This window comes from Rhizobium herbae, from assembly GCF_019511375.1.
GTDB classification, from domain to species: domain Bacteria; phylum Pseudomonadota; class Alphaproteobacteria; order Rhizobiales; family Rhizobiaceae; genus Pararhizobium; species Pararhizobium herbae_A.
Window position 1 is genome coordinate 245,728 of the sequence record NZ_JAEUAO010000007.1, and the last position, 16,998, is coordinate 262,725.

Annotated in this window: 18 protein-coding genes; 9 read left to right on the top strand and 9 right to left on the bottom strand. The window is 62.4% G+C overall.

Annotated elements, in window-relative coordinates; all coding sequences use genetic code 11:
• A complete protein-coding gene (gene topA / locus JNB71_RS23385) occupies positions 1 to 2,682 on the bottom strand; it encodes a type I DNA topoisomerase (protein ID WP_220374164.1) in 2,682 nt (893 codons plus the stop codon).
• Between the two features lie 345 nt (positions 2,683 to 3,027).
• Between topA and JNB71_RS23390 the strand changes: the two genes are divergently transcribed.
• Positions 3,028 to 3,285 carry a hypothetical protein gene (locus JNB71_RS23390; RefSeq protein WP_220374165.1) on the top strand — a complete coding sequence of 86 codons (258 nt, stop codon included), beginning with the start codon at positions 3,028 to 3,030 and terminating at the stop codon, positions 3,283 to 3,285.
• On the opposite strand, the gene dprA is transcribed toward JNB71_RS23390, so the two are convergent.
• The 4 genes from dprA to JNB71_RS23410 all read right to left on the bottom strand — a co-directional run bounded on the left by dprA (position 3,214) and on the right by JNB71_RS23410 (position 7,328).
• Positions 3,214 to 4,365, bottom strand: coding sequence for a DNA-processing protein DprA (dprA, locus tag JNB71_RS23395; RefSeq protein ID WP_220374166.1), 1,152 nt, complete (start codon positions 4,363 to 4,365; stop codon positions 3,214 to 3,216). The genes JNB71_RS23390 and dprA overlap by 72 nt on opposite strands.
• A 6-nt stretch (positions 4,366 to 4,371) precedes the next feature.
• Positions 4,372 to 4,986, bottom strand: coding sequence for a glycerol-3-phosphate 1-O-acyltransferase PlsY (gene plsY / locus JNB71_RS23400; RefSeq protein WP_220374167.1), 615 nt, complete (start codon positions 4,984 to 4,986; stop codon positions 4,372 to 4,374).
• 114 nt (positions 4,987 to 5,100) lie between these two features.
• A complete protein-coding gene (locus JNB71_RS23405) occupies positions 5,101 to 6,390 on the bottom strand; it encodes a dihydroorotase (RefSeq protein WP_220374168.1) in 1,290 nt (429 codons plus the stop codon).
• Positions 6,387 to 7,328, bottom strand: a complete 942-nt coding sequence (locus JNB71_RS23410) for an aspartate carbamoyltransferase catalytic subunit (RefSeq protein WP_220374169.1) — start codon at positions 7,326 to 7,328, stop codon at positions 6,387 to 6,389. The genes JNB71_RS23405 and JNB71_RS23410 overlap by 4 nt, the downstream gene beginning before the upstream one ends.
• A gap of 200 nt (positions 7,329 to 7,528) precedes the next feature.
• Between JNB71_RS23410 and JNB71_RS23415 the strand changes: the two genes are divergently transcribed.
• Complete coding sequence (locus JNB71_RS23415) at positions 7,529 to 9,178, top strand: acyl-CoA dehydrogenase family protein (RefSeq protein WP_220374170.1); 1,650 nt, start codon at positions 7,529 to 7,531, stop codon at positions 9,176 to 9,178.
• On the opposite strand, the gene JNB71_RS23420 is transcribed toward JNB71_RS23415, so the two are convergent.
• Complete coding sequence (locus tag JNB71_RS23420) at positions 9,160 to 10,095, bottom strand: AEC family transporter (RefSeq protein WP_220374171.1); 936 nt, start codon at positions 10,093 to 10,095, stop codon at positions 9,160 to 9,162. The genes JNB71_RS23415 and JNB71_RS23420 overlap by 19 nt on opposite strands.
• A 167-nt stretch (positions 10,096 to 10,262) precedes the next feature.
• On the opposite strand from JNB71_RS23420, the gene JNB71_RS23425 reads away from it, so the two are divergent.
• Together JNB71_RS23425 and JNB71_RS23430 are read left to right on the top strand one after the other, a co-directional pair.
• On the top strand, positions 10,263 to 10,418 hold the full coding sequence (locus tag JNB71_RS23425) for a hypothetical protein (RefSeq protein WP_220374172.1): 156 nt from the start codon (positions 10,263 to 10,265) through the stop codon (positions 10,416 to 10,418).
• Positions 10,415 to 10,759: a DUF6105 family protein gene (locus JNB71_RS23430; protein WP_220374173.1), complete on the top strand. Its 345-nt coding sequence runs from the start codon at positions 10,415 to 10,417 to the stop codon at positions 10,757 to 10,759. The genes JNB71_RS23425 and JNB71_RS23430 overlap by 4 nt, the downstream gene beginning before the upstream one ends.
• Here JNB71_RS23430 and ruvX read toward each other — a convergent pair.
• On the bottom strand, positions 10,696 to 11,190 hold the full coding sequence (ruvX, locus tag JNB71_RS23435; protein WP_220374174.1) for a Holliday junction resolvase RuvX: 495 nt from the start codon (positions 11,188 to 11,190) through the stop codon (positions 10,696 to 10,698). The genes JNB71_RS23430 and ruvX overlap by 64 nt on opposite strands.
• An 82-nt stretch (positions 11,191 to 11,272) precedes the next feature.
• Between ruvX and JNB71_RS23440 the strand changes: the two genes are divergently transcribed.
• From JNB71_RS23440 to JNB71_RS23455, 4 genes are all read left to right on the top strand, one after another.
• Entirely contained in the window at positions 11,273 to 11,977 is a 705-nt protein-coding gene (locus JNB71_RS23440) for a metal-dependent hydrolase (protein WP_220374175.1), read from the top strand.
• A 115-nt stretch (positions 11,978 to 12,092) separates the two neighbouring features.
• Positions 12,093 to 12,380: an Asp-tRNA(Asn)/Glu-tRNA(Gln) amidotransferase subunit GatC gene (gene gatC / locus JNB71_RS23445; protein WP_220374176.1), complete on the top strand. Its 288-nt coding sequence runs from the start codon at positions 12,093 to 12,095 to the stop codon at positions 12,378 to 12,380.
• A 43-nt stretch (positions 12,381 to 12,423) separates the two neighbouring features.
• A complete protein-coding gene (gatA, locus tag JNB71_RS23450; RefSeq protein WP_220374177.1) occupies positions 12,424 to 13,905 on the top strand; it encodes an Asp-tRNA(Asn)/Glu-tRNA(Gln) amidotransferase subunit GatA in 1,482 nt (493 codons plus the stop codon).
• Between the two features lie 66 nt (positions 13,906 to 13,971).
• The gene (locus JNB71_RS23455; RefSeq protein ID WP_220374178.1) at positions 13,972 to 14,481 is read left to right on the top strand and encodes a GNAT family N-acetyltransferase; all 510 of its coding nucleotides are present in this window, start codon (positions 13,972 to 13,974) and stop codon (positions 14,479 to 14,481) included.
• Between the two features lie 74 nt (positions 14,482 to 14,555).
• On the opposite strand, the gene JNB71_RS23460 is transcribed toward JNB71_RS23455, so the two are convergent.
• Both JNB71_RS23460 and JNB71_RS23465 read right to left on the bottom strand, forming a co-directional pair.
• Complete coding sequence (locus tag JNB71_RS23460; RefSeq protein WP_220374179.1) at positions 14,556 to 14,813, bottom strand: YjhX family toxin; 258 nt, start codon at positions 14,811 to 14,813, stop codon at positions 14,556 to 14,558.
• A gap of 215 nt (positions 14,814 to 15,028) precedes the next feature.
• Entirely contained in the window at positions 15,029 to 15,346 is a 318-nt protein-coding gene (locus JNB71_RS23465; RefSeq protein ID WP_220374180.1) for a DUF1294 domain-containing protein, read from the bottom strand.
• A 147-nt stretch (positions 15,347 to 15,493) separates the two neighbouring features.
• On the opposite strand from JNB71_RS23465, the gene gatB reads away from it, so the two are divergent.
• Positions 15,494 to 16,996 carry an Asp-tRNA(Asn)/Glu-tRNA(Gln) amidotransferase subunit GatB gene (gene gatB / locus JNB71_RS23470; RefSeq protein ID WP_220374181.1) on the top strand — a complete coding sequence of 501 codons (1,503 nt, stop codon included), beginning with the start codon at positions 15,494 to 15,496 and terminating at the stop codon, positions 16,994 to 16,996.
• Positions 16,997 to 16,998: the final 2 nt, after the last annotated feature.

Genomic DNA, 16,998 nt, shown 5'->3' on the forward strand with positions numbered 1-16,998 from the left:
TCAGGCCTTCTTGGCTTTGGCGGCCGTTTTCGGCTTGGCGGCCGCCTTGGGTTTGCCCACGGCTTTGGGCTTGGCGGTCTTGGCCGTCGTGCCTTCAGCCTTTGCCGCCTTTGGCTTTGCCGTTCTGGTTGCCTTCGCCTTGGTTGGCTTGATACCCCCCTTGGCGATGCGCTCGGCGATCAGGGGCAGCGCTTCCTCCAGCGTCACCGATGCGGGATCCTTGCCCTTCGGCAGGGTCGCGTTGACCTTGCCCCAGTTGATATAAGGGCCGTATTTGCCGTCGCGCACGGTAATGGCGCCGCCCTCGGGATGATCGCCGATCTCCTTCAGAGCCGCTGCTGCCGTGCGGCCGCGGCCGGCCGGTCCCTTCGACTGCTTGTCGGCGAGAACCGAGACGGCACGGTTGAGGCCGATCGAGAAGACGTCCTCGATCGAATCGACATTCGCATAGGTGCCGTCATGCAGGATGAACGGCCCATAGCGGCCAAGACCGGAGGAGATCATCTTGCCTGTTTCCGGATGGGCGCCGATGTCGCGCGGCAAGGAGAGAAGCGCCAGCGCCTTTTCGTGATCGACGGTCGCCGGCTTCCAGCCCTTGGGCAGGCTCGAACGCTTGGCTTCCTTGCCGTCGCCGCGCTGGACGTACGGCCCGAAACGGCCGGACCGCAGCGTGATTTCCTCACCCGTATGCGGATCCTTGCCGAGGGCGAGCGGTTCGTTCGAGACCGCAGCCTCGTCGCTACCATTGCTGTCGGAGGAGAGCTGGCGCGTGAAGTTGCACTCCGGATAATTCGAGCAGCCGACGAAGGCGCCGTATCTGCCGAGCTTCAGCGACAGCTTGCCGGTGCCGCAGACCTGGCAGATCCTCGGGTCGCTGCCGTCCTCGCGCTTCGGGAAAACCAGTGGCGCAAGTTCCTCGTTCAAGGCGTCCAGAACATTGGTGACGCGCAGTTCCTTGGTGTCCTCGATCTGGGCGAAAAAGTCCTTCCAGAAATCGCGCAGGACATCCTTCCAATTCAGCTCGCCGGCGGAAATCTGGTCGAGCTTTTCTTCCAGCGACGCGGTGAAATCATACTCGACGTAGCGCGAGAAGAAGCTCTCCAAAAAGGCCGTCACCAGGCGGCCCTTGGCTTCCGGGACGAGCTTGCGCTTGTCGATGGTTACGTATTCGCGGTCGCGCAGCGTCGCGAGCGTCGCGGCATAGGTGGAGGGACGGCCGATGCCGAGCTCTTCCATCTTCTTGATCAGCGAGGCCTCCGAATAGCGCGGCGGCGGCTCGGTGAAGTGCTGGGTCGAATTGATCTTCTGCTTGGCGAGGTTTTCGCGCGCGTTAATTTCGGGGAGGCGGCCTTCCTCGTCGCCGTCGTCGCTCTGCTCGCCGTCCTCCTTGGCGTCGGTATAGGCGGCAATAAAGCCGTCGAAGCGGATGACGGAGCCGACGGCCCGAAGACCGGCCTTCCGGCCGTTGTTGTTCGCGAGGATCTCGACCGTGGTGCGCTCGATCTCGGCCGACGCCATCTGGCTGGCGATGCCGCGTTTCCAGATCAGGTCATAGAGACGCAACTGGTCGGCATCAAGGAAACGCTTCACCTGATCGGGTGTACGGTTGAAGTCGGTGGGACGCACGGCCTCGTGCGCTTCCTGGGCGTTCTTCGCCTTGGTCGAATAGAGCCTTGCCTTTTCCGGGACGTAGCGGCTGCCGAACTGGCTGCCGATCGCGCTGCGGGCTGCATCGATCGCTTCCGCGGCCATCTGCACGCCGTCGGTACGCATGTAGGTGATCAGGCCCACGGTCTCGCCGCCGAGATCGACACCTTCATAGAGCTTCTGCGCCACCTGCATGGTGCGGGATGCGGAGAAGCCCAGCTTGGAGGACGCGGCCTGCTGCAGGGTCGAGGTGGTGAAGGGCGGCGACGGGTTGCGTTTGACGGGCTTCGCCTCGATGCTTTCGACCACGTAAGCCGCACCTTCGAGCAGGGCCTTGAGCTTGCCGGCCTCCTCGCCATTGGTAATGGAGCGGGGTTGCAGCCTCTTGCCTTCGGCCGATACCAGCCGTGCCTCGAATTCATCGCCCCGCGGCGTCTTCAGGAGCGCCGAGAGGTTCCAGTATTCTTCCGAAACGAAGCGCTCAATTTCGGATTCCCGATCGCAGACGAGGCGAAGGGCGACGGACTGGACTCGGCCGGCGGAGCGGGCGCCCGGCAGCTTGCGCCAGAGAACCGGCGACAGGTTGAAGCCGACGAGGTAATCGAGCGCGCGGCGGGCGAGATAAGCGTCGACCAGCGGCACGTCAATATCGCGCGGATTGGCCATGGCATCGAGTACGGCCTTCTTCGTGATGGCGTTGAACACGACCCGCTGGACAGGTTTGTCGCCAATCAGCTTCTTCTTTTTCAGAAGGTCGAGCACGTGCCAGGAAATCGCTTCTCCCTCGCGATCCGGGTCGGTCGCGAGGATGAGGCCGTCCGAGGACTTCAAGGCGTCTCCGATGTCCTTGACCCGCTTGGCAGACGCACTGTCGACTTCCCACAGCATGGCGAAATCGTCATCCGGCAGAACGGAGCCGTCTTTGGCCGGCAAGTCGCGGACGTGGCCGAACGAGGCGAGCACCTTGTAGCCAGGTCCGAGGTACTTGTTGATGGTCTTCGCCTTTGCAGGCGATTCCACGACGACGACATTCATGGTCATATTCTTAGAGCAACCGTTCAAAGCTGTGCCTGCCGGGAAGAAGGCGGCACATTGGGAAATACCGAAGCCCCGACATGGACAGGGATTCGCCCGCGGTCAAGTGCCGGGTTGAAAATAAGGCAATACAACGGAACACAACCTGAAGATGATTTGCCGCATATTGCAATTAAAGATAAATGCGTTATCGTCATTTCCGGCGAAGATGTCCTTGGCTGCACTGAGGCATAAGGAGCTCTCCGCTTCATGAGACGGCGGTTGTTGGCATGCAAGGGACGTCTGAGGGCGCTCGCACCAATGTGCCTGTTTGCGGGCGGAATAGATTGACAGCAGGAAAAATCGATGATTCCGAAATCGCCCGGCGCGGGCACGACAGACGCTCAGACACATGACAGGATCACCTATATCCGCCAGATGTTGGCCGAACTGCGTGGCGTCGCCGCCAACGAAGGCGCAGACATGCTGTGCTACCTGATCGAGATGGCCTGCGTCGAGGCCGGCGACATCCTGTCGGGCAAGAGGCAGCTGTCAGTCGCCAATGGCGAGAGAAACAAGGCCGCCGGGATGCCGGTGAAGCCGCCCGGCAAGATCCAGTTCTAGCAGGACCAGATAGACGGCCGATGCGGAAAGGCCGGTGTGGCGGATGATGTCGTCGATCTCGACGGGCGTTGGCCCAAGCGCATCAGTGATCCGCATACGATCGTTCTCATCGGGCGGCGGCGTCATCGGCCCGTGTTCGTATTCGCCGGGTTCTTCGGCTTGCGGCGGCGTGAACAGGTCGATGCGGCTGACGGGCGCCAGCGCCTGCAGGATATCCTGCGGCTCCGTCGTCACGATCGCCCCATCCTTCAGCAGGTCATTGGTGCCGTGACAGCGCGGATCGAGCGGCGAGCCGGGCACGGCAAAGACGAGCCGGCCGAAATCGGCGGCATAGCGCGCGGTAATCAGCGAACCGGAGCGCGCGGCCGCCTCGATGACGGCAAGCCCGAGGCTCACGCCGGCGATCAGGCGGTTGCGCCGCGGGAAATCACGGGCACGCGGTTCCCAGCCGAACGGCATTTCGCTGATCGCCAAGCCATTGCCGTCGGTGATCTCGTCCAGAAGGCCGATATTTTCGGGCGGGTAGGGCTGGTCGAGACCGCCGGCAAGCGCTGCGATCGTGCCTGTGTCGAGGCTGGCACGATGGGCAGCCGTATCGATGCCGCGGGCGAGCCCAGATATGATGGAGTAACCCGCGCGGCCGACGTCGCGTGCGATCATGGCGGCAAATTTGGCGCCGCTGATCGAGGCGTTGCGCGAGCCGACGATACCGAGAGCAGGCACGGTGCCGATGGCCGGATTGCCCTTGACGGCGAGGAGCGGCGGTGCGCCGTCGATCTGGCGCAGGGCCGGCGGATAGTCGGGCTCGCCGATGCCAACGAAACGCGCGCCGAAACGATGGGCGCTGGCAAGCTCCTTTTCCGCTTCGGCGACGGTGGCTACGCGGATCGCACGCGTGGAACCGCCGCGGCGCGACAGCTCAGGCAGCATTTCAAGCGCCGTTTCGGCCGAGCCGAAGTGGTTGATGAGGTCGCGAAACGTCGCGGGGCCGACATTGTCGCTGCGGATCAGCCTCAGCCAGGCAATCCGTTGTCGTTCCGTCAGCGCAATCCCGTTTCGTCCCGCGCCGGCGTTCGACATGCAGCCCTATCCCTTCTGTCCGATCTTGCTTTCCGTTCCGGCCAGCAACCGCTGGATATTTGCCCTGTGCTTGATCCAGGTGATGATGCTCATCACCACGAAGAGCAGGCCGATTTTACCGTATCCCGAAGCCAACAGTACAACCGGAACGACACATGTTGCAACCAGCGCCGAAAGGGAGGAGTAACGCGTCAGCTTGGCCATGGCCAGCCAGACGGCGGCGAACACGAGCACGCTGATCGGTGCCAGTCCGAGCAGCACGCCGATATAGGTGGCAATGCCCTTGCCGCCCTTGAAGCCGAGCCAGACGGGATAGAGATGGCCGAGGAATGCGGCAAAGCCGGCGGCGAGGCCGGCCTCGATACCCCAGCGTGAGGCAATTGCCGCTGCGGCAGTTCCCTTCAGGGCGTCGAGCAGAAGCGTCGCCGCAGCCAGCTTCTTGTTGCCCGTGCGCAGCACGTTGGTCGCGCCGATATTGCCGGAACCGATCGTGCGGACATCGCCCAGACCCGCCATTCGGGTGAGGATGAGGCCAAAGGGGATAGAGCCCAGCAGATAGCCGAAGATGAGGCTGATGAGCGTCGGCGCAGGCCCGAGCGGCCAGGAAAATATTTCGGACACGTACTGCCTCCCCAATCCCGTCCGGACGGACGTTTGCCCCTCACCCTAACCCTCTCCCCGCTTACGACGAGAAGGTGCCCGATAGGGCGGATGAGGGGCAACCCGCACGCTCACTCAAAGCGAATGCACCAGTTTTCCTGCAACATAGGTTTGAACCGCCCGGCCGGTAAAGCGGGCATTTTCGAAGGGGGTGTTTTTCGAACGGGAGACGATGGCCTCCTTCGAAACGATCCAGGGCTCGTCGAGATCGATCAGCGTGATGTCGGCCTTGGCGCCCGGCTTCAGCGTTCCGGCATCGAGGCCGAAGATCTGGGCGGGACGCGTGGACAGCGCATCGATCAGGCGCATCAGCGGCACTTCGCCGCTGTGATAAAGGCGCAGGGCAGCAGCGAGCATCGTCTCCAGACCGATCGCGCCGTCGGCGGCATCTGCGAAGGGAAGGCGCTTGGTGTCGACGTCCTGCGGATCGTGCGAGGAGACGATGATATCGATCGTACCGTCGGCCAGTGCCTGGACCATCGCCACCCGGTCGTTCTCGCCGCGCAGCGGCGGCGAGAGCTTGAAGAAGGTGCGGTATTCGCCGATGTCGTTCTCGTTCAGCGTCAGGTGATTGATCGAGATGCCGCAGGTGACGTTCGCGCCGCGCCTGCGCGCCGTCGCAATCGCCTCGGCGGATTCGGGCAGGGAAATCTTGGCGGCGTGATAGGCGGCGCGGGTGAGGCCGGCGATACGCAGATCGCGCTCGAGCGGGATTATCTCGGCCTCGCGCGGTACGCCGGAGAGGCCGAGCCAGCTGGCGAGCAGGCCCTCGTTCATGACGCCGCCGGCGCCCAGGTATTTGTCTCGGGTCTCGAGCGCGATGACGGCGCCGAATTCGCGGGCATAGGTCATGGCGCGACGCAGGACGAGCGTGTCGTGCACCGGCTCGCGGCCATTGGTGAAGCAGACGGCGCCGGCTTCGCGCAGCAGGCCGAACTCGGTCATTTCCTCGCCGTCGAGATGCTTGGTGAGCGCCGCTGCGGGATAGACATTCACCAACGCCTTGTCGCGCGCAGTCTTTTGCACGAATTCAACCAGGGCGATATCGTCGATGACAGGATCGGTATCCGGCATGGTGATGATCGAGGTGACACCGCCGGCGGCGGCCGCCCGTGATGCGGACTCGATCGTTTCGCGATATTCGCCGCCGGGTTCGCCGACGAAGACGCGGGCATCGACAAGGCCGGGGACCGCGACGAGGCCGCTGCAATCGCGCAGGTCAGCTCCCTTCGGAGCGCTCTGGTTCTCCGCCGATTTTCCAGCAGCACGGATGACGCCGTTTTCGACGATGATCGCGCCGGTCTCGTCGAGGCCCCGCGAAGGGTCGATGATGCGGAGGTTTTTCAGGACGAGGGAATTGGTCATGTGCGCGGCCCCTGGTTCCGCGAGAGAAGAAGCGTTTCCATCACGGCCATGCGCACCGCGACCCCCATTTCCACCTGTTGCTCGATCACGCTCTGCGGCCCGTCGGCGATTTCCGAGGCGATCTCGACGCCGCGGTTCATCGGGCCCGGATGCATCACGAGCGCGTCGTCCTTGGCCGCCTTCAGCTTTTCGGCGTCGAGCCCGTAGTAGCGGAAATACTCGCGCACCGAGGGCACGAAGGAGCCGGCCATGCGCTCGCGCTGCAGACGCAGCATCATCACCACATCGGCGTCCTTCAGCCCTTCTTCCATCGAGTGATAGACCTCGGCGCCCATATCGGCGATCCCCGACGGCAGCAGAGTGGCAGGTGCCACGACGCGAACGCGCGCACCCATCTGGTTCAGAAGCAGGATGTTGGAGCGGGCGACGCGCGAATGCAGCACGTCGCCACAGATGGCGACGATGATGCGCGACAGCTTGCCCTTGGCACGGCGGATCGTCAGCGCGTCGAGCAGCGCCTGGGTGGGGTGCTCGTGCTGACCGTCGCCGGCGTTGACGACGGAGCAGGAGACCTTTTGCGCAAGGAGCGCTGCGGCACCGGCCGAGGAATGGCGCACGACCAGCACGTCAGGATGCATCGCGTTCAGCGTCATCGCCGTATCGATCAGCGTCTCGCCCTTCTTCACCGAAGAATTGCTGACCGACATGTTCATCACGTCGGCGCCGAGGCGTTTGCCGGCAAGCTCGAAGGAGGATTGCGTCCGAGTCGAGGCTTCGAAAAAGAGGTTGATCTGAGTCAGGCCGCGCAGCGTCGACGTCTTCTTTTCTCTCTGGCGGGAAATCTTGACGGCTTCGTCGGCCCGGTCGAGCAGGAGCGTGATGTCCTGTTCCGTCAGGCCCTTGATGCCGAGCAGGTGGCGATGCGGAAAGAAATCCATGGGGAGCCGCCTCATATGGTGAAGTTGCGTGGGTCTATAATGACTGTGGGGCGAACCGGCAAGGCGCGGGCTATGCAAACGCAGCGCATTCCCATGCTTTTGTGGCCATTTGCGCGCTTCCCGTAAATTGTTGCGGGAAGCCGCGTTTATCCCGTCCCGGTGCTGTTCCTAAGCACAGGGACTTGGGTTAGAAACGCGACATGACTCTGAACCGAAATGAACAGAAACTCGCCGAACTGAACCAGCCGAAGCCCTGGTCGGGGATCAATGCCTTCAGGTCCGATCCGCTCGTGGTCGATATCGCCGCGTCGATGCCGCGGCCCCTGCGCGACGACTTCGAGGCGCTCGGCCGCTATGTGACGTCGCCGGAGGCTCAGGACCTCGCGCGTATGGCCAATGAGGGCGTGCCAAAGCTGCGCACCCATGGACCGCGCGGCGAACGTCTCGACGTCGTTGAATTCCACCCCGCCTGGCACGCGCTGATGCGCCGGTCGATGACATCAGGCCTGCACGCCTCGGCCTGGGAAAACATCGCAGACGAGCACGGGCGCTCGCACAAGGCGCGCGCCATCCGCTTCTATATGACGGCGCAGCTCGAATGCGGCCATCTCTGCCCGCTGACCATGACCAGCGCCTCCGTTGCGGCGATATCTGCGTCGCCGGCCGTCCAGAAGGAATGGGCGCCAAAAATCCTGTCGCGGAAGTATGATTCGTCCAACCGCCCCTGGATGCAGAAGCCGTCGGTCACCATCGGCATGGGCATGACGGAAAAGCAGGGGGGCACGGATGTGCGCGCCAATACCTCGACGGCCGAGCGGGTCGGTGAGGGCATCTATCGCCTGAACGGCCATAAATGGTTCATGTCGGCGCCGATGAGCGATGCCTTCGTGATGCTGGCGCAGACCCGCGACGGACTCGGCTGCTTCCTTGTGCCGCGTCTGCTGGAGGACGGATCCGCGAACGGCTTGCGCTTCCAACGGCTGAAGGACAAGCTTGGCAACCGGTCGAACGCCTCGTCGGAGGTCGAATTCTCCGATACGTTCGGCTTCGTGCTCGGCACGCCCGATGCCGGCATTCGCACGATTCTCGACATGGTGACGCTGACGCGGCTCGACTGTGCCTTGGCGTCGGCCGGCATGATGCGAGCCTCGCTGGCTGAGGCCGTGCATCACGTGCGTGGTCGCAAGGTGTCCGGCAAAGCGTTGGTGGCGCAGCCGATGATGACACGGGTTCTGGCCGACATGGCGCTCGATGTCGCCGCGGCAAGCGCACTTTCCTTCCGGCTCGCCGAAGCGTTCGACAAGGCGCGCGACAGTGCCGAGGACGCGGCCTATGCGCGTATCATGACCCCGGTTGCCAAATACTGGAGCTGCAAGATCGCGCCGGCGCTGATCTACGAGGCAATGGAATGTCTGGGCGGCAGCGGCTATGTCGAGGAGCGCCCAATCGCCCGGCATTATCGTGAAGCGCCGGTCAACGCGATCTGGGAAGGCTCGGGCAATGTCATGGCGCTCGACGTGCTCAGGGTGCTGACACGCGGTAAGGACCTATTCGAACTGCTGTTCCAGGTGATCAGCCGCGATCTCGGTCCGTCTGCCAAGAAGACGGTCGATGTGCTCAGGGCCGCGATGTCGCTCTGCGAGCGCGACGAGGGCGCGGCGCGAATGCTGGTCGAGCAACTGGCGCTTGCCGCCGCAGCTGCCGAACTTTACCGGCTCGGGGCAGGGCGCATTGCCGATGCCTTCCTCGAATCCAGGCTTGCTGCGGGCTGGCGGTCGACCTATGGCATGCTCGATTCGCGCTTCGATTCAGCCTATATCGTCGATCTTCTTTATCCGGCGGCGACGTAGCCGGTCACGGTCAGCACCAGCGGGATCGTGAAGAACGAGACGACCGTCTGCACGGTGGCGACAGCCGCATAGAGCGGCGCGTCGCCACCCATCTGCTTGGCGAGCAGGTAGCCGTTCATTGCAGTCGGCACACTGGCGCCCAGCGCGATTACCAGCAGGCTGTCGCCGCGAATGCCAAGAGCATAGGCCGTGCCGACCATGAAGACCGGCATGACGATCAGCTTTAGAAATACGGCGAGAAGGGCGACAAGGCTCGGCCTGAGCGCGTCCAAAACCTTGAGGCCTGCACCGACCATGACGAGGCCAAGGCTAAGGGAGGCGCCTGCCAGCATCTCGATGGCGTTCAGCACCGGTCCGTAGACCGCAATCCCCAGAACGTTCAGCACGATGCCTAGCGCCGAGGCGACGATCAGCGGATTGGTGGCGATTTTGAAGGCGAAGAACCTGAGGCCCTTCGGACCTCCGTTGAAGCCGATGAGAACGCCGACATTGTAGAGATTGATCGGGATGATCACCAGCGTCATCACCAGCGCGGTCAGGCTGAGGCCGAGCGACCCGTAGAGCTTCTGCGCGATGGCGAGAGCCATGAAGCCGTTCCAACGCGTCGCCGTCTGGAAGATTGAGGTGAAGGAAGCGGCTGAAACATGGCGGGCACGAAGCATCGGCCAGAGCAACAGCAGCGCGGCCGACATCAGCGTGACGCTGCCGATCGTCGCCAGCGCCGTAGCATCCGTCTTCATGCCGGCGAAATCGGCCGTTGCCAGCGTCGAAAACAGAAGGGCGGGGAAGAGGACGTAGTAGCCGAGCTGCTCCAGCCCCTCCCAGAGCGTCAGGTCGATCAGCGGCGAGCGTTTCAGCCAGACGCCCAGCGAGACGAGCAGAAAAATCGGCAGGATGCTTTCGAAGATGATCGTCATGGGCGGCCTAAAGGAGGGAGAAATGCATCGATAGACCCTTGTCCACAGGAGGGCAACCGCGGCTCGCGGAAATTAACCTTAACGGATGGTTTACGTTGCGTGGCATGGGTTAAGGGGCAAGAGTGTTTGCGAAGACAAACTTAACGATTCCGGAATGGAGCGGTTCGGTGAGAACTGGCTTGACGATCATCATGATGATGTTTTTTGCGAGCCTCGCGCTCGATCTGACGATACCCGCCGTCATCCTGGTCGGTGCCGTGGCGCTCGATTGGGCATCCTTGCAGCTCAAGCGCCGCATGATGATCGAGGGGAGAACGGCATGAAGTGGTTCCTGATCCTCTGGGCCTGCCCTGTCATCCTGCTCACCGGCTGGTACGGCCTTTCCTATTACGACATGAGCTTCGGCATCTTCATGCTGACCCGTCAGGGGCATGATCTCGTCTTTGCCGTCTATGGCCACGCGCTCGGCCTTCCGCCGGAAACCATCCCGCCGCTCGTCGCCCGCGCCATTGCGTTCGACAGCCTGATCGTCTTTGCGATCATCGCCTACCGCAAGCGCCGCGAGATTCGCGCCTGGTACGACCGGCGTTTTCCGGCGGTTCAGTCTGCCGAATCCGGGGCCGCGTCCTTCGCCAACGACGTTAATCTGTCGAGCGCGCCCTGAAGGATGAAGGAGGCTGCGGCCGAATCGATGCGGTCGGCGCGTTTCTTTCGCGATACGTCCATCTCGATCAGCGCCCGTTCGGCCGCCACTGTCGACAGCCGCTCGTCCCAATAGACAAAGGGAATGTCGGTCTTCTGTGCCATGTTGCGCACGAAAGCCCTGGTCGCCTGGGCGCGTGGGCCTTCGGAACCATCCATGTTGATCGGCAGGCCGATGACGAAGGCGGCGATCTTTTCCTTGGCCGCGATGCCGAGCAGTGCTTCGGCGTCGATGCCGAACTTCACCCGCTTGATCACCTCGCGTGGCGTCGCAAAGCGACGGCCGAGATCGGAGACCGAAATGCCGATGGTCTTGGTGCCGAGGTCGAGGCCGCCGATCGCCTGGCCGGGCAGGAGGGCGGATGCGAGTTCGTCGATCGTGAGAACAGCCATGTGATTTGCCGATTCGGTCTTTGAGGATTTAGTCGGCTGATCCATATCTGCATCCAGCCGACAAATCACCAAGGAGTATTTCATGAAGATCAAATGGCTCGGGCATTCCGCCTTTCATCTGGAGACCGCAAGGGCAAGAATCCTGATTGATCCGTTCTTCACCGGCAATCCGTCCTTCGACGAATCGACGCGTAAGGATTCCGCCGCTGGACTGACCCACATCCTCCTGACCCACGGCCATGGCGACCACGTGGGCGATACGATTGCGCTTGCCAAGGAGACCGGTGCGACAGTCGTTGCCAACGCCGATCTTGCGGCCTGGCTCGGTTCGCGCGGCGTCAAGGCGCTGGAAATGGGCAATACCGGCGGTACCATCCACCTGGGCGGCTTCTCGACCACCTTCGTCAACGCGCTGCATTCGTCGGCACAGATCACCGAGGACGGCGTGTCGCATTCGCTTGGCAACGCCAACGGCCTGGTGCTGCATTTCGAAGATGAGCCGACGCTCTACCACATGGGTGACACCGACATCTTTTCAGACATGGCGCTCATCAATGAATTGCACCAGCCGGAAATCGGCCTCGTGCCGATCGGCGATCGCTTCACCATGGGCGGTGCCGTTGCGGCATTGGCCTGCCAGCGCTTCTTCAAGTTCGGCACGGCCATCCCCTGCCACTACGGCTCGTTCGGCATCATCGACCAGACGGCCGATACGTTCGTTGCGGCCATGGACGGCGGCAAGGCGAAGGTCGAGGTTCCTGCCGTCGGCGGCATGGTCTCGTTCTAACCTCCTCCACCTTGAGGAAATGCTCGACGACGGACGCAACGGGGCGATTCCCCCGTTGCGTGGCCGGTGCTTGGTCATTATAGCGGGTAGGAAATTTCGCACTCGGAGACTATCCATGTCAGTTGATCTCGCCACCGTGAAGCGCGTCGCGCGCCTTGCCCGCATTGCCGTCAGCGAAGAGGATGCCGGGCGCATGACCGGCGAGCTGAACGGTATTCTTGGTTTTGTCGAGCAGCTCTCTGAGGTGAACGTCGATGGCATCGAGCCGATGACCTCGGTGACGCCGATGGAGATGAAGATGCGCGCGGACGTGGTGACCGATGGTAACAAGGCCGAGGATATCGTTGCCAATGCGCCGAACGAGGACCGGAATTTCTTCCTCGTCCCGAAAGTCGTCGAATAAGCTCGTCGCCGCCCCCGAACGCCCCCGATTTTGAAAGCCTGCCATGACCGACCTGACCCGCCTGACCATCGCTGAAGCGCGCACCAGACTTGCCGCCAAGGACATTACTGCCGTCGAACTGACGGAAGCCTATATCGGCGCGATCGAGGCGGCCAATGGCGCGCTCAATGCCTATGTGACGGTAACGCCGGACAAGGCCCGCGAGATGGCCAGGGCATCGGATGCCCGCATCGCTGCCGGCAATGCTGGTGCGCTCGAAGGCATCCCGCTCGGCATCAAGGACCTGTTCGGCACCGAAGGAATCCACACGCAGGCCTGCAGCCACATCCTCGACGGCTTCAAGCCACGCTACGAATCCACCGTTACCCAGAACCTCTGGAACGACGGCGCCGTCATGCTCGGCAAGCTCAACATGGACGAATTCGCCATGGGCTCGTCGAACGAGTCATCATACTACGGTCCGGTGATCAACCCCTGGAGGGCTACCGGCTCAAACCTTGATCTGGTTCCCGGCGGCTCGTCGGGCGGTTCGGCCGCAGCTGTTGCGGCATTCCTCTGCGCCGGCGCGACTGCGACCGATACCGGCGGTTCGATCCGCCAGCCGGCCGCCTTCACCGGTACCGTCGGCATCAAGCCGACCTACGGCCGGTGCTCGCGCTGGGGCATTGTCGCTTTCGCATCATCGCTCGATCAGGCCGGTCCGATCGCCCGCGACGTGCGCGATGCGGCGATCCTGCTCAAGTCGATGGCAAGCGTCGATGCGAAGGACACGACTTCGGTCGATCTGCCGGTGCCGGACTACGAAGCCTCGCTCGGTCAGTCGCTCAAGGGCATGAAGATCGGCATTCCGAAGGAATACCGCGTTGACGGCATGCCGGAGGAGATCGAGACGCTCTGGCAACAGGGTATAGCCTGGCTGAAGGACGCCGGTGCCGAGATCGTCGATATCAGCCTGCCGCATACCAAATACGCGCTGCCGGCTTATTACATCGTCGCCCCGGCCGAGGCCTCGTCCAACCTTGCCCGCTACGACGGTGTTCGCTACGGCCTGCGCGTTGACGGCAAGGATATCGCCGACATGTACGAGAAGACCCGCGCCGCCGGTTTCGGCCAGGAGGTCAAGCGCCGGATCATGATCGGCACCTACGTGCTCTCGGCCGGCTACTACGACGCCTACTACCTGCGCGCCCAGAAGGTCCGCACGCTGATCAAGCGCGACTTCGAACTGGCCTTCCACGCCGGCGTCGATGCGATCCTGACGCCCGCGACGCCATCCTCCGCCTTCGGCATCGCCGACGAGGATCTGGCCTCCGATCCGGTGAAGATGTACCTGAACGACATCTTCACGGTGACGGTGAACATGGCCGGCCTTCCAGGCATTGCCGTCCCCGCCGGCCTCGATCACAAGGGCCTGCCGCTCGGTCTGCAACTGATCGGCAAGCCGTTCGAGGAAGAGACCCTGTTCAAGACTGCACATGTCATCGAGCAGGCGGCTGGTAAGTTCTCGCCCGCCAAGTGGTGGTAACAACCTCGGCGCTTCTGGCCAATCGGCAACGCTGATGCTTTACTTGCGGCGAAAAGGATTCGCCGCATGATCAGCGTCCGTCCCGCCCGCGAAGAAGAAATCCTCGTCTTGACGGCCATCGGGCTCGAAGCCTGGGAAAAGGCCGTCTCCGGCGTTGCCGACGCGCAAGCGATGCGGCGCGTGGCGGAACTGGCGTTCCTTTCGTTCCTGCGCTCCAAGTGGTTTTCAGTCAGCGTCATCGAGTTCGGTGGTGAAGCCGCCGGCTGGGCCGCGCGAGAGGAAAATGACGGCCATATCTCCGATCTCTGGATAAGGCCCGCGGCGCAGCGGGGCGGCCTTGGCTCTGTCCTGCTTGCCGAACTGGAGCGCCGTATTCTCGCCGATGGGTTCGAGGCGGCCGACATCAAGACACATGCGCAAAATGTCCCCGCAATCGGCTTCTTCCGCAAGCACGGTTATTCGATCAACTGGCTTTCGACGGCCTATGCGCCAAAGCTCGATAGGGACGTCGAGTCCGTCGGGATGAGCAAGTCGCTGGAAGAGCCTGCCGATCCACTGAGCGAGCAGTGGTTTTGAGCTGACGGGAGTGTGTCATCGGCGTGTTTTGAGATGCGGCGAGAGCGGCAATTCGCTCTCGCCGGTATGTCTTGTCACCGGTTGTCCAACTGAGCGCGCACGAGTAGGAGTCCGCGTTGGGTGATCCGGTAGGGCTTGCCGCCCGATGATGAGATTGCCTTCTTTCGCTTCAGCTTGCGAAACATCTCCAGGCCGAAGCCCGGGTAAAGCCAACCGTCGCGGGTGAAGCATCGGGCTTCGTCGATCGACTTGCCGTCCGAGCGGATGATTTCGATGCGGCCGCCCTGGGCCATGAGGTGAAGTATACGCTGTTCGTCGCGTGAAATGTCCATTGGTGATGAGATCCGAGAGGCGTTCGTTGAACGCATGAAAACGGGTCTGGCGTTCAGTCGAACGTCAGGGCTTCGTTTTCTGGCCCGTGCACGCAAGAAATTTGCGGGCAGGGCCCTCAGGCAATCTCAAACAGGGAGAACATCAAAACTCCATAGGGACGGCCGCTTTTTAAGCGAGGACGCCAACGTCGTCAAGAATGCGAGGCTTCGGTGCGTCAGTGGGCGAAGGAGAGCGCGGCAAGCGCTATCGGTGCCCATAGCGGTGCGGAAAACCATACGGCGAGGGCAACAGCGTGTGTCGCGCAGATGAGCATCAGCTGCGTCCGAAAGGGCTCCTTGCGCGTCTTGTGACGCAAGAGCCGCTGTGCCAAGACGGCGCCCGGGCTGCCGCCGATCAGCGCGAGCCAGAGCAGCCGGCTTTCCGGCACGCGCCATTGCCCCTTGCGCGCGGCGTCCTTGTCCCACCAGAAGGCGCAAAAGGTGATGAGATTGATCAAAAGGACGATAAAGGCGACGGTCAGGCTTTCTGTCATGGCGCCATTCTGGCAGACATATCTGAACGGACCACAAACGCTTTTGCGGGGCCGGAATACGTTGCGCCGGATGTGACAAGTCTTGCACCCCCCAGCCAATTGTTCTACCGAGAAGATCACGATTTCGAGCTTCAAGAAGAGCATTCCATGACCATTGTCGATGTCCGTATTTCCGATCCGAAACGCTATATTCCGGGCGCCACCGGCGACTGGGAAATCATCGTAGGCATGGAGGTCCATGCCCAGGTGACCAGCAATTCGAAGCTGTTCTCGGGTGCATCGACGACTTTCGGCAATGCGCCGAACTCCAACGTTTCGCTGGTTGATGCCGCCATGCCCGGCATGCTGCCCGTTATCAACGAGGAATGCGTCAAACAGGCGGTGCGCACCGGACTTGGCTTGAAGGCGAAGATCAACAAGCGTTCGATCTTCGACCGCAAGAACTATTTTTATCCGGACCTGCCACAGGGCTATCAGATTTCCCAGTTCAAGGACCCGATCGTCGGCGAGGGCAAGATCATCATTTCCGTCGGCCCGGACCGCCAGGGCCAGTTCGAGGATGTCGAGGTCGGCATCGAGCGGCTGCATCTCGAGCAGGATGCCGGCAAGTCGATGCACGACCAGAACCCGACGATGTCCTATGTCGACCTCAACCGCTCCGGCGTGGCGCTGATGGAAATCGTTTCCAAGCCCGATATGCGCTCCGCCGACGAGGCCAAGGCCTATATGACCAAGCTGCGCTCGATCGTGCGTTATCTCGGCACCTGCGACGGCAACATGGACGAGGGCTCGATGCGCGCCGACGTCAACGTCTCGGTGCGCCGCCCGGGCGAGGGGTTCGGCACGCGCTGCGAGATCAAGAACGTCAACTCGATCCGCTTCATTGGCCAGGCGATCGAATACGAAGCCCGCCGCCAGATCGCCATCCTCGAGGACGGCGGCACGATCGATCAGGAAACCCGCCTGTTCGATCCGAACAAGGGCGAGACCCGCTCCATGCGCTCCAAGGAAGACGCGCATGACTACCGCTATTTCCCCGATCCGGACCTTCTGCCGCTGGAGTTCGACGACGCCTTCATCGAGGACCTGAAGGCGCACCTGCCGGAGCTGCCGGACGACAAGAAAGAGCGTTTCGTACGCGAACTCGGCCTGTCGGTCTACGACGCCTCCGTGCTGGTCTCGGAAAAGGCGATCGCCGACTATTTCGAGGCAGTTGCCGCCGGCCGTGACGGCAAGATTGCCGCCAACTGGGTGATCAACGACTTGCTGGGCGCCTTGAACAAGGCCGGCAAAGGCATTGAAGAGACACCGGTTTCTCCCGCTCAGCTCGGCGGCATTCTCGACCTGATCAAGTCGGAAGTGATCTCCGGCAAGATCGCCAAGGACCTGTTCGAGATCATCTGGAACGAGGGCGGCGATCCGGCCGAACTGGTCGAATCCCGCGGCATGAAGCAGGTGACCGACACAGGCGCGATCGAGAAGGCCGTGGACGAGATCATTGCCGCCAACCCGGACCAGGTTGCCAAGGTGCAGGCGAAGCCCTCGCTTGCCGGCTGGTTCGTCGGCCAGGTGATGAAGGCAACCGGCGGCAAGGCCAATCCGCAGGCCGTGCAGGCCTTGGTCAAGGCCAAGCTCGGGCTCGAGGACTGATC

What these genes read in the sequence shown, in the direction of transcription:
- topA (WP_220374164.1), bottom strand. Translation starts at nt 2,682, where the DNA reads ATGAATGTCGTCGTCGTGGAATCGCCTGCAAAGGCGAAGACCATCAAC.
- JNB71_RS23455 (WP_220374178.1), top strand. Translation starts at nt 13,972, where the DNA reads ATGATCAGCGTCCGTCCCGCCCGCGAAGAAGAAATCCTCGTCTTGACG.
- gatA (WP_220374177.1), top strand. Translation starts at nt 12,424, where the DNA reads ATGACCGACCTGACCCGCCTGACCATCGCTGAAGCGCGCACCAGACTT.
- JNB71_RS23440 (WP_220374175.1), top strand. Translation starts at nt 11,273, where the DNA reads ATGAAGATCAAATGGCTCGGGCATTCCGCCTTTCATCTGGAGACCGCA.
- JNB71_RS23460 (WP_220374179.1), bottom strand. Translation starts at nt 14,813, where the DNA reads ATGGACATTTCACGCGACGAACAGCGTATACTTCACCTCATGGCCCAG.
- JNB71_RS23390 (WP_220374165.1), top strand. Translation starts at nt 3,028, where the DNA reads ATGATTCCGAAATCGCCCGGCGCGGGCACGACAGACGCTCAGACACAT.
- dprA (WP_220374166.1), bottom strand. Translation starts at nt 4,365, where the DNA reads ATGTCGAACGCCGGCGCGGGACGAAACGGGATTGCGCTGACGGAACGA.
- JNB71_RS23415 (WP_220374170.1), top strand. Translation starts at nt 7,529, where the DNA reads ATGACTCTGAACCGAAATGAACAGAAACTCGCCGAACTGAACCAGCCG.
- JNB71_RS23410 (WP_220374169.1), bottom strand. Translation starts at nt 7,328, where the DNA reads ATGGATTTCTTTCCGCATCGCCACCTGCTCGGCATCAAGGGCCTGACG.
- JNB71_RS23430 (WP_220374173.1), top strand. Translation starts at nt 10,415, where the DNA reads ATGAAGTGGTTCCTGATCCTCTGGGCCTGCCCTGTCATCCTGCTCACC.
- gatC (WP_220374176.1), top strand. Translation starts at nt 12,093, where the DNA reads ATGTCAGTTGATCTCGCCACCGTGAAGCGCGTCGCGCGCCTTGCCCGC.
- JNB71_RS23420 (WP_220374171.1), bottom strand. Translation starts at nt 10,095, where the DNA reads ATGACGATCATCTTCGAAAGCATCCTGCCGATTTTTCTGCTCGTCTCG.
- ruvX (WP_220374174.1), bottom strand. Translation starts at nt 11,190, where the DNA reads ATGGCTGTTCTCACGATCGACGAACTCGCATCCGCCCTCCTGCCCGGC.
- JNB71_RS23405 (WP_220374168.1), bottom strand. Translation starts at nt 6,390, where the DNA reads ATGACCAATTCCCTCGTCCTGAAAAACCTCCGCATCATCGACCCTTCG.
- JNB71_RS23465 (WP_220374180.1), bottom strand. Translation starts at nt 15,346, where the DNA reads ATGACAGAAAGCCTGACCGTCGCCTTTATCGTCCTTTTGATCAATCTC.
- gatB (WP_220374181.1), top strand. Translation starts at nt 15,494, where the DNA reads ATGACCATTGTCGATGTCCGTATTTCCGATCCGAAACGCTATATTCCG.